Raw genomic sequence first — 8,906 nt, forward strand, 5'->3', positions numbered from 1 at the left:
GCCGTCCTGGCCAAGGTCGAGCAGACCCCGGCCGAGGCCGAGACCGGGATGCGCACCCTGCGCTGGTCCAATGCCGGGCACCCCCCACCGGTGCTCCTCCACCCGGACGGGCGGGCGGAGCTGCTGGAGCGCCCGGCCGACCGGCTGCTGGGGGCGACGGTGGGCAGCCCCCGGCACGACCACACCGTCAGCCTAGATCCCGGCTCGACAGTGCTGCTCTACACCGACGGACTGGTCGAGCGCCGGGGCGTCCCGCTCGATGAAGGCTTCGAGTGGCTGCGCTCAGCCGTCGAGGACCTCGCAAGCCGAGGGCTGACACTGGAGCAGCTCTGCGATGAGCTCGTGGCCGCACTCGGTGGTGAGACCGACGACGACGTCGTCCTCCTCGCCGTACGCGCTCACCCCGAAGGCCGGCCGCGACCCGTCGAGGCCGGCCCGTCAGTTCTGCCCGCGGACCTCGCGGATAGCTCCGTCTGAGCCGGTCGCTCACGTCCCCGGATGGGTGCTGGGATGAGTGCTGGTGGGCAGCAGTCCCCGGCCGGAGACGACGTCGCCGGCGACTTCACGCAAGCCACGGCCGTGGCGTCGGGCGTGGTCGCGCATCACGGTGAACGCCCGGTCCACGCTGATCCCGGCGCGTTCGGCGAGCATGCCCTTGGCCTGCTCCAGCAGGACTCGACTGCTCAGTGCTCCTTGCAGTTGGGAGGCGACGAGCTGGCGGGCGGTGAGGGTGCGGTCGGTGATGAGGGCGACGGTGGCAACATCGGCCAGAGCGCGGGCCAGCCTCAGGTCCCGGTCCACGAGGGCTCCTTCGCGGGTGCGGAAGATGTTGAAGGCCCCGATGACCTCATCGCGCAGGCGCATCGGGACGGCCTGAGCGGAGGCATAGCCGGCCGCTTCCACTCGGGGGGCGAAGTCGGGCCACCAGGCGCGGACGGTCGCCAGGTCTGGTGGGGTCACCGGCTGGCCGGTGCGGAAGCAGTCCAGGCAGGGCCCTGAGCCGACCTGCAGCTCGTAGAGCTCCAACAGCTCCACGGCGTGACTGTTGGATGCCACGACCTGCAGCGTGCCGGAGCTGTCGGCCAGCATGATGCCGGCCGCGTCGGCATCCAGGAGTTCCAGTGCGTGGTCGACCAGCCGGTGCAACAGGTTGCTGACCTCGAAGTCCTCCACCAGGGCGTCGGAGAGCTCCAGCAGCGCGTCGGCGATCAGTTCTTCACGGGTGCTCATCGCGATTCCTCTGCTTGAAATCAGATGGGTCAGGGACGGGTGCGTCAGGCGCTGGAGCTCGGTGGTGCTGCGCGCCGGTTGTGCTGTGGTCCAACGTCAGGCGGCGGGCGACGACGTCGACGGCGAGGTGCTGCATCGGGCGACCGGCGTGGAAGGCGTGTGCGCGCAGCCGCAGTAGTGCGGTGGTGAGGTCAACGTCGAGCTGGACGGCGATCATGCCGGTGGCCTGGTGCACCACCGGGCGGATGTCAGCCAGCTCGGCCAACTCCGCCGCGCCCGCGGGCCGCCCGCCGGAGTCAGTGAGCATGAGCAGCACGGCCGTCGCCGCTTGGGCATAGACCTCCAGCACGGGCAGCAGCGCCTGCGACAGTGGTCCAGGTACCGCCCGGTACACGTCCAGCACCCCCAACAACACCGCGCCGACCTGCAGCGGAACGCTGAACGCCGCCGCGATCCCCACCCCGGATGCCTGCGGCGCGAACTCCACCCACCGCTCGTCCCCCGCCAGCTCCGGGGCCGCCACCGGCCGACGGCTTGCAGACGCCAGCCGACACGGTCCCTCCCCGAGGGCGAACTGCAGGTCCTCCCCAGCCTGGCCGGCACCTGCGGTCGCCGCAGCCACCCCGATCAGGCCCGAGGCGTCCGCCAGGGCCAGGCCCACCCCTACGGCCCCCAGGGAGTCAGCACAGCTGCTGACCAAGGAGGGAAGCCACGCAGGCTGGTCCCTGCGGGACACCACACCTGCCAGGACATCGGCCACCGTCAAGGCGTGAGGGAGCTCCCCGCTGGTCACTGCAGCCCGGTCGCGCCGGTGACGGCCCGCATCACAGCGGCCGGTCAGGCAACGTGCGCGCCCTGATGGTCATATGCACCCTCTGCGAGGTCGGAACCATCGCGGCGTCCTGCACGACGACTGTAGGGTCCCTGAGGGCCGGGCATCACATCGAAGGTCGCGCCACGGGGACGGCTGCAGCCAGATCAAGTGCCGCAAAGTGAAGTGACCCCCGTCGGCTGAACACCTCCAGACTTGGCGCAAGCCAAGGAGGGAGGGCCCGGATGGGCCGACGGAGCAAGTACCCCGAGGAGTTCCGGCAGCGAGCCGCGCAGCTGGTGCTCGATAGCCGGCGCAGCGGCCGAGACGTCGCCGGCGAGCTGGGCATCAACCACGAGACGTTGCGCAACTGGGTCGCCGCCGAACGCCGCGAGCGGGCCGATGGGCCCGCCGCGCTCACCGCTGATGAGCGGATGGAGTTGGCCCGCCTTCGGCGCAAGGTAGCCGAGCTGGAACTCGAGCGGGAGATCTTGAAAAAAGCCGCGGTCTTCTTCGCTCGGGAGACGGGCCGGTGAGCCGCGGACTGGTCTGCGAGTTCATCGCTGCGGAGAAGACCAGCTATGGCGTGCGCCGTCTCTGCCGGGTGTTCCGGCTCAGCCCCACCAGCTTCTACGCCTGGGCCGCCCGCGCCGGCGGGCCGACGGCCGCCGAACTCCGCGACCGAGGCTGCCCGTCAAGCCTGGGTCGAGCACCGCCGGATCTACGGCGCCCGCCGGCTGACCGCTGAGGTCCGCGACCGCGGGCACGACTGGAACCGGAAACGGGTTGCCCGCCTGATGCGGCTGGGCTCGATCGAGGGAGTGCACCGGCGCCGGCGAGGCAAGTACGGCCGCCGCGCGGTCTCCACCGCGACCGCCCCGGACCCGGTGGAGCGGAACTTCACCGCGGCCAGACCCAACCAGCTGTGGGTCGCCGACATCTCCTACCTACGCACCTGGGAGGGATTCCTCTATCTGGCGGTCGTCGTCGACGCCTTCAGCCGCAAGGTCGTCGGCTGGGCGATGGCCGACCACCTACGCACCGAACTCGTCCTCGACGCCGTCGGCATGGCCATCACCACCCGCAAACCGCCGGCCGGAACGGTGCACCACTCCGACCGCGGCACGCAGGGTGGATTCCACCGGTCGTCGCAACACCTTGATCGTGGAGGTCTGGGTCATGGCGACAGCGGACTGGAGCAAGAAGGCCAGCGATGTGCCCGAGGGGGTGCGTCGGCAGTGGCGTGCTGATCGTGCGCTTCGGCCGGCGATGCGTTCGCCCGGCCGGCCGGAGCCCTCACGGGTGGTGCAGCGTCAGTTCTGGCGGCTGATCGCCACGGGAGTCACCACCGTCGAGGCGTCGCTGGCCGTCGGCGTGTCCTGGCCGGTGGGCACCCGGTGGTTTCGACACGCTGGCGGCATGCCCCCGATCTCGCTGGCCGAGCCCACGGGCCGCTACCTGACGTTCGAGGAGCGCGAGGAGATCGCGCCCCTGCGCGCCAGGGGCACCGGAGTGCGTCAGATCGCCCGCGTTGTGCAGCGCGATCCGTCGACGATCTCCCGTGAGCTCCGCCGCAACGCCGCCACGCGCGGCGGCACGCTGGAGTACCGCGCGACGGTCGCCCAGTGGAAGGCCTAGCAGGCCACCAGGCGCCCCAAGGTCGCCAAGCTCATCACCAACGAGCACCTGCGCTACTACGTCCAGGAGCGGCTGGATGCCACCGTGCGGCGAGCTGACGGCACGGTCGTGGTTGGGCCAGCCGCGGCCGGGTGGAAGGGGCGCAAGATGAAGCCCCATCGGGCAGATCGGCGCTGGGCGACAGCCTGGAGCCCGCAGCAGATCAGCAACCGCATCCGGGTCGACTTCCCCGACGATGAGTCCATGCGGATCAGCCACGAGGCGATCTACCAGGCGTTGTTCATCCAGGGGCGCGGTGCCCTCAAGCGTGAGCTTGTTGCGTGCCTACGCACCGGACGGGCGTTGCGAGAACCACGAGCCCGAACCCGGAACAAGCCTCAGGGGCATATCAGCGCCGACGTGGTGCTGAGCCAGCGGCCCGCCGACGCCGCCGACCGAGCCGTTCCGGGCCACTGGGAAGGCGACTTGATCATCGGCACCGGCCGTTCGGCGATCGGCACGCTCGTGGAGCGCTCGAGCCGCTCAACGCTGCTGGTGCACCTACCCCGCATGGACGGCTGGCGCGAGCGGCCGACGGTGAAAAACGGCCCCTCCCTCGGCGGCTACGGGGCCCTCGCGATGAACGCGGCGCTGACCGCGTCGATGACAAGACTGCCCGAACAGCTGCGCGCGACGCTCACCTGGGACCGGGGCAAGGAGCTCTCCGGGCATGCCCAGTTCGCCCTCGACACCGGCACCAAGCCGCACAGCCTCCGCCACGGATTCGCCACCGAAGCACTGGCCATCGGCATCCCCCTCCAGGACGTCCAGGACGCCCTCAGACACCGCGACCCTCGCACCACCCGCCGCTACGGCCGGACGCGGCACAACCTCGACTGCTCCCCGCCTACTCACTGGCCCAGTCACTCCGCCGGCAGTAGTCACCGGCGTCCTCGCCCCACCCCGCCAACACACCGACTCACCAGCGTGCGCGTGACACCTTCGGGCGCGTCACTGCTTTTCGTCACAGGGGAAGCTCTAGCGTGCACCCATGACGCAGCGGTCCTCCCGTCCGACAGCCCTTGTCCTCTCCCATGCCCTGGTTGGGCTGGCCGTGCGGCACCTGGCCAGGAAGTCCGGGGTGTCCTCTGGCCTGGAGGTGCTGGCGCTCGCTGTCGTGGCTCATCACCTGCTCGACGCGCCCGTGGCTCGGGCATTGGGCGAGACCCGTGGCTCGGGCATTGGGCGAGATAAGTGGGTGAAGCGGTCGCTCGGCTAGAGCGGCTCCGCCCAGCGGAACCGCCCCACGCGGGCGCCGTGTTCTGCAGCTCGCTCCCGGGGGCGAGCTGCAGAGCCACCAGCGCCTCGCCCGCCAGGGTGAGCAGCTAGATACCGCGGTCCTCCGACGGCGAGGGTCAGGGCAGCTGGCAGCTGATGCTGAGCGTGCCCTTGCGGGGCTCTCCGGGGAACGGGGTCTCCTGGATGGTGCTGATGTCGACGCCGGCGAGGCCACCGGTCAGCGTCCAGTGGAAGCCCGAGGGCAGCACTCCAGCCTGCAGGGGCGGCACGAGGAAGCGCAGGTGCAGCAGATCCGGCGTGCCAGCGATGACCTGGCACTCGGCGAGGACCACTCCGGCCAGGGACGCCCGCCGGGTCACACCGGGTATCTTGATCGCCTCGTGGACGAACGCCTGCAAGGCGTTCGCGGCCTGCTCGTAGGCCCAGTCGGAGCCGCGGTCGTACTGCAGCTCCTCGTAGTCCTGCTGCGAGGGCAGCAGCTGGTTGGCCCCGCCGGTGCCGCGCCGGTTCGGCGCGCCGGCGCGGCGGACCATCTCGGCGTAGTCGTGGTCGGGCGTGAACGCCAGCAGCCAGACCACCGCGTGCTTGGTGTCGTGCCAGGTCACAGCTCGTTGACCATCTCGGCCGTCGAGCTTGAAGATGTCCGGCCGGTGGACAGCCTTCAGGGGTTCCTCGGTGCCGGCAGGGTCCAAAGGGCGCGCTGAGAGGTGAACTTGTCGATCAGGCTGCCCCAGGGACTGGCGTGCGCCATGTCCGCCAGGTCCCGGGCCGGGAAGCCCGAGACGCGCAGGTCTTCCCGGGCCCGGGCGGTCACCCGGAGCTCGTACTCGTCCTCAAGCGGATTGGGCCAGGCCGCAGCTCCTGCGGTCACGACCCGGCAGGGGTGCCGGCGGCTGCTGCTGAGCGGTGTGCCTCGGCACGCCGTGCCCGGGCAAACACGACCTCAGCGGCTGCCTTGTCCCCGGCTCGGAACGCCGCACCGGCGGCGATCAGCTCCTCGGGAGTCGGCGCCACATCCAGGTCCCCGGCCTCCTCGGCCCGCGCGCGGGCAGCCTGCGCCGCTTCGCGGTTGGCGGCCGCCGCGGCAGCGCGTGCCTCCCGCAGCCGCTCGACCTCGGCGCGTGGGTAGCGGTGGTGGGATCCGACTGGGTGGTCGGTGAGTTCACCAGCAGACGCCCACCGCACGACGGTGGGGCGGGAGACACCGAGGATGACCGCGGCCTCCTCCGGGCTGACCATCTCGACCGGCTTGCGGCGATTGAGCAGATCCTCGACCCGGGCCAGCGTGTCCGGTTCGGCATCAAACAGCGCTGCGACGATCGACCGGCCGCGGTCGTTGAGGTCGGCGCGCTCGGTCCCGACCGTCAGCGAGACGGTCGGTGCCGCGGACAGGCCGGTCGAGAAGTCGCGCGAGACAAAACCCAACGCAGCCGTCCGGTCCGGAGCGTGTCGCACCATCTCTGCCTCCCAGGTCGTAACTGTAACAACTGTACATCGAGATCGGACGGTGCGGCTGGCCGACACGAGAGCACTGAGCCGGCCGTCCCCAGCATGGGTGATTTGGGGATGGCTCGCGCGTCGCCCTCGGCCCGCTCTGCGCCCACGCAGGGACGGTAGAACGCCCGCCGGGACCGGCTGCATCTGTACCGGTGGCCAGTGCTCGTCGATCTGGTCCGGAACCGGGGCGACCACTCTGAACCAGGACGGGCCGGGGAGCCTGCTCAGCTGCGGGGAGGCCAGGCTACGGACGCAACGACGCCAACGGGCTGCCGCTGATCGAAGCCTACGAAGCCGGTGGCGACGGTCAGAACTACATCGCCCACGACCCCAACGGCACACCCATCGCCATCCGGGCGATCAGCGGGCAGGTCCACTACTACGCCGACGACGGCCTCGGCTCCACCGTCGCCCTGATCAACCAGGACGGCCTCCACACCGCCGACTACGACTACGACCCCACCGGCGAGGTCACCGTCACTAACCCCACCCCCACCTCTAACGCCCAGCGCGTCAATCCCTTCCGCTACGCCGGCGGCACCTACGACATCAGCAGCAACCTCATCAAGTTCGGCCAGCGCTGGTACGACCCCACCACCGGCCGCTTCACTCAACAAGACTCCCTACAGACCCTCGCCGACCCCACCCGCGCCAACCGCTACGAATACGCCAACAGCAACCCGGTGAACTACGTCGATCCCCAAGGAAGGGCGTCGTTCAGCCTTTCGGGCTGTATCGGATTGGCATCGCAGTGTGCGGAGGAGTTTCCTATAGCACTCGGTCAGGACTCGGGGGCTCAGTGGGGGCCAGGATTGGTGTGGGGGGAGACGTATCGTTCACCGGTTCCCCGGATAGGGATTCGGGTTCATACATAACCGCTGGGGGATGCGGGGGAGGCCTCTGCGGAAACGCGGGCTTCGTTGGAGGTCAACCCACCGCTTCCGCTGGAGTAGGCGGGGGAGCTGGCGCGTTCCTGACTGCTGGCTACAACTTCGGGCTTGGGGTTGCATAGGAATATGACGGAAGCTATTGCGTTAGCGGCGGCAGTCGTCGGTGTGTTCTTCATGCTTCGACGGAAGAGCTTGGCAATGGGGCTCTTCGTACCTGCGGTGGGTGTGAGGGACTCGCGCGTGTGAGCTGAGGCCGGAAAGGGGTCGAGACCTTCCAAGATCGGGAGCGACCAAGCTGCCCGACCGGAAGGCCTCGACGGTGTCCGAGCCTACGTCGTGCGCTCGCGCGCGCTCACGTCCTGATCCCGCCTACTGCGACCGCTGTGATCTGCTCGTCGGCCTGGACGGGTTTCACGTCCTGGAGGTTCTCGAGCAGTCCGGCCGGGTGCAGGTGGTGGTCGAGTCGGCGCCGGAGCCGATGGGCTGCCTGGGCCTGTGGTGTCCTCGTCGGCAGCCACGGTCGCCGCGACGTCGTCCTGATCGACGTGCCTTGCTTCGGGCGGCCGGTCCGGCTGGTGTGGCGCAAGCGGACCTGGCGCTGCGCCGAGGTCGAGTGCACCGGTAAGGCGTTCACCGAGCAGTACGCCAAGCTCGCTCGGCCGCGGGCGCTGCTGACCACCCGGGCGTGTTGGTGGGCGGTCGGGCAGCTGCGCCGCGAGCACGCCTCGGTCGCCGGCATCGCCCGTCAGTTGGGCATGACCTGGCGCACCGTGTGGCGGTCGATCAAGCCGCTGCTCGATGCGATGGCCGCCGACGAAGCCCGCTTCGATGGCGTCACCTCCCTCGGCGTGGACGAGCACATCTGGCATCACGTCTCGACCAAGCCCGAGACCGAGGGCGGCCGGGGCCCGAAGGAGCTGACCGGCATGGTCGACCTCACCCGTGACCAGCACGGACGGGTCCGCGCCCGGTTGTTGGACCTGGTGCCCGGGCGGTCGGGCAAGGCCTACGCCGACTGGCTGATCGCCCGCGGCCAGGCCTTCCGGGCGCGGGTGCAGGTGGCCACCCTCGACCCGTTCCACGGCTACAAGAACGCCATCGACGACCAGCTCGAAGACGCCACCGCGGTGCTGGACGCCTTCCACGTCGTCAAGCTCGGCACCGACGCCGTGGACCGCTGCCGGCGCCGCATCCAGCAGGAGATCCACGGCCACCGCGGCCGCAAGAACGACCCGCTCTACGGCATCCGGACCACCCTGCGGGCCGGCGCGGAGAACCTCACCGACCGGCAGCGGGAACGGCTGCAGACCGCCTTCGCCGCCGACGAACGACACCTGGCCGTCTGGCTGGCCTGGTCCTGCGCCCAGCAACTGCGCTCGGCCTACCGGCACCAGCACACCGCCGAGGGCCGCAAGATCGCCGAGAAGGTCATCGACTCCTTCCCGACCTGCCCCGTGCCCGAGATCGCCCGCCTCGGCCGAACGCTGAAGCAGTGGCGCGAGGCGTTCCTGGCCTACTTCGACACCGACCGCGCCAGCAACGGCGGCACCGAAGCCGTCAAC

The 8,906-nt window shown here is 70.1% G+C and carries 10 protein-coding genes and 1 pseudogene; 6 read left to right on the forward strand and 5 right to left on the reverse strand.

What is annotated here, in order from left to right; all coding sequences use genetic code 11:
* Positions 1-477, forward strand: a 477-nt coding sequence (locus FB380_RS23925; protein ID WP_166757868.1) for a PP2C family protein-serine/threonine phosphatase, incomplete at its 5' end; no start/stop codon positions are given.
* Between the two features lie 9 nt (positions 478-486).
* On the opposite strand, the gene FB380_RS23930 is transcribed toward FB380_RS23925, so the two are convergent.
* Complete coding sequence (locus tag FB380_RS23930; RefSeq protein ID WP_166757869.1) at positions 487-1,230, reverse strand: GAF and ANTAR domain-containing protein; 744 nt, start codon at positions 1,228-1,230, stop codon at positions 487-489.
* Positions 1,217-2,023 carry a GAF and ANTAR domain-containing protein gene (locus FB380_RS23935; protein ID WP_312018794.1) on the reverse strand — a complete coding sequence of 269 codons (807 nt, stop codon included), beginning with the start codon at positions 2,021-2,023 and terminating at the stop codon, positions 1,217-1,219. Before FB380_RS23935 ends, FB380_RS23930 begins: the two co-directional genes overlap by 14 nt.
* Positions 2,024-2,286: 263 nt before the next feature.
* Between FB380_RS23935 and FB380_RS23940 the strand changes: the two genes are divergently transcribed.
* The 3 genes and pseudogenes from FB380_RS23940 (at position 2,287) to FB380_RS23950 (ending at position 4,912) form a co-directional block, all read left to right on the forward strand.
* Positions 2,287-2,577 (forward strand): transposase, encoded by a 291-nt coding sequence (locus FB380_RS23940; RefSeq protein WP_166757871.1) that lies wholly within the window; start codon positions 2,287-2,289, stop codon positions 2,575-2,577.
* A gap of 45 nt (positions 2,578-2,622) precedes the next feature.
* Complete coding sequence (locus FB380_RS23945) at positions 2,623-3,291, forward strand: IS3 family transposase (protein ID WP_166757831.1); 669 nt, start codon at positions 2,623-2,625, stop codon at positions 3,289-3,291.
* A pseudogene (locus FB380_RS23950) lies at positions 3,221-4,912 on the forward strand (IS30 family transposase). Before FB380_RS23945 ends, FB380_RS23950 begins: the two are co-directional and overlap by 71 nt.
* Positions 4,913-5,073: 161 nt before the next feature.
* Here FB380_RS23950 and FB380_RS23955 read toward each other — a convergent pair.
* From FB380_RS23955 to FB380_RS26170, 3 genes are read right to left on the reverse strand one after another with little or no spacing between them, the layout of a single operon-like run.
* Positions 5,074-5,562, reverse strand: a complete 489-nt coding sequence (locus tag FB380_RS23955) for a hypothetical protein (RefSeq protein WP_166757830.1) — start codon at positions 5,560-5,562, stop codon at positions 5,074-5,076.
* Positions 5,563-5,618: 56 nt separating this feature from the next.
* A complete protein-coding gene (locus tag FB380_RS23960) occupies positions 5,619-5,828 on the reverse strand; it encodes a hypothetical protein (RefSeq protein WP_166757829.1) in 210 nt (69 codons plus the stop codon).
* On the reverse strand, positions 5,825-6,481 hold the full coding sequence (locus tag FB380_RS26170) for a helix-turn-helix domain-containing protein (RefSeq protein ID WP_166757828.1): 657 nt from the start codon (positions 6,479-6,481) through the stop codon (positions 5,825-5,827). Before FB380_RS26170 ends, FB380_RS23960 begins: the two co-directional genes overlap by 4 nt.
* Before the next feature lie 290 nt (positions 6,482-6,771).
* Here FB380_RS26170 and FB380_RS26300 point away from each other — a divergent pair, with 290 nt between their 5' ends.
* Together FB380_RS26300 and FB380_RS23975 are read left to right on the forward strand one after the other, a co-directional pair.
* Positions 6,772-7,329, forward strand: a complete 558-nt coding sequence (locus tag FB380_RS26300) for an RHS repeat-associated core domain-containing protein (protein ID WP_481822777.1) — start codon at positions 6,772-6,774, stop codon at positions 7,327-7,329.
* A 398-nt stretch (positions 7,330-7,727) separates the two neighbouring features.
* A partial coding sequence (locus FB380_RS23975; RefSeq protein ID WP_208384087.1) for an ISL3 family transposase occupies positions 7,728-8,906 on the forward strand: 1,179 nt, incomplete at its 3' end.

Origin of the sequence: Modestobacter marinus (assembly GCF_011758655.1) — a bacterium.
Classification (GTDB): Bacteria; Actinomycetota; Actinomycetes; order Mycobacteriales; family Geodermatophilaceae; genus Modestobacter; species Modestobacter marinus.

Coding starts and splice junctions, on each gene's coding strand:
- FB380_RS23930 (WP_166757869.1), bottom strand. CDS start 1,230: ATGAGCACCCGTGAAGAACTGATCGCCGACGCGCTGCTGGAGCTCTCC.
- FB380_RS23940 (WP_166757871.1), top strand. CDS start 2,287: ATGGGCCGACGGAGCAAGTACCCCGAGGAGTTCCGGCAGCGAGCCGCG.
- FB380_RS23945 (WP_166757831.1), top strand. CDS start 2,623: ATGGCGTGCGCCGTCTCTGCCGGGTGTTCCGGCTCAGCCCCACCAGCT.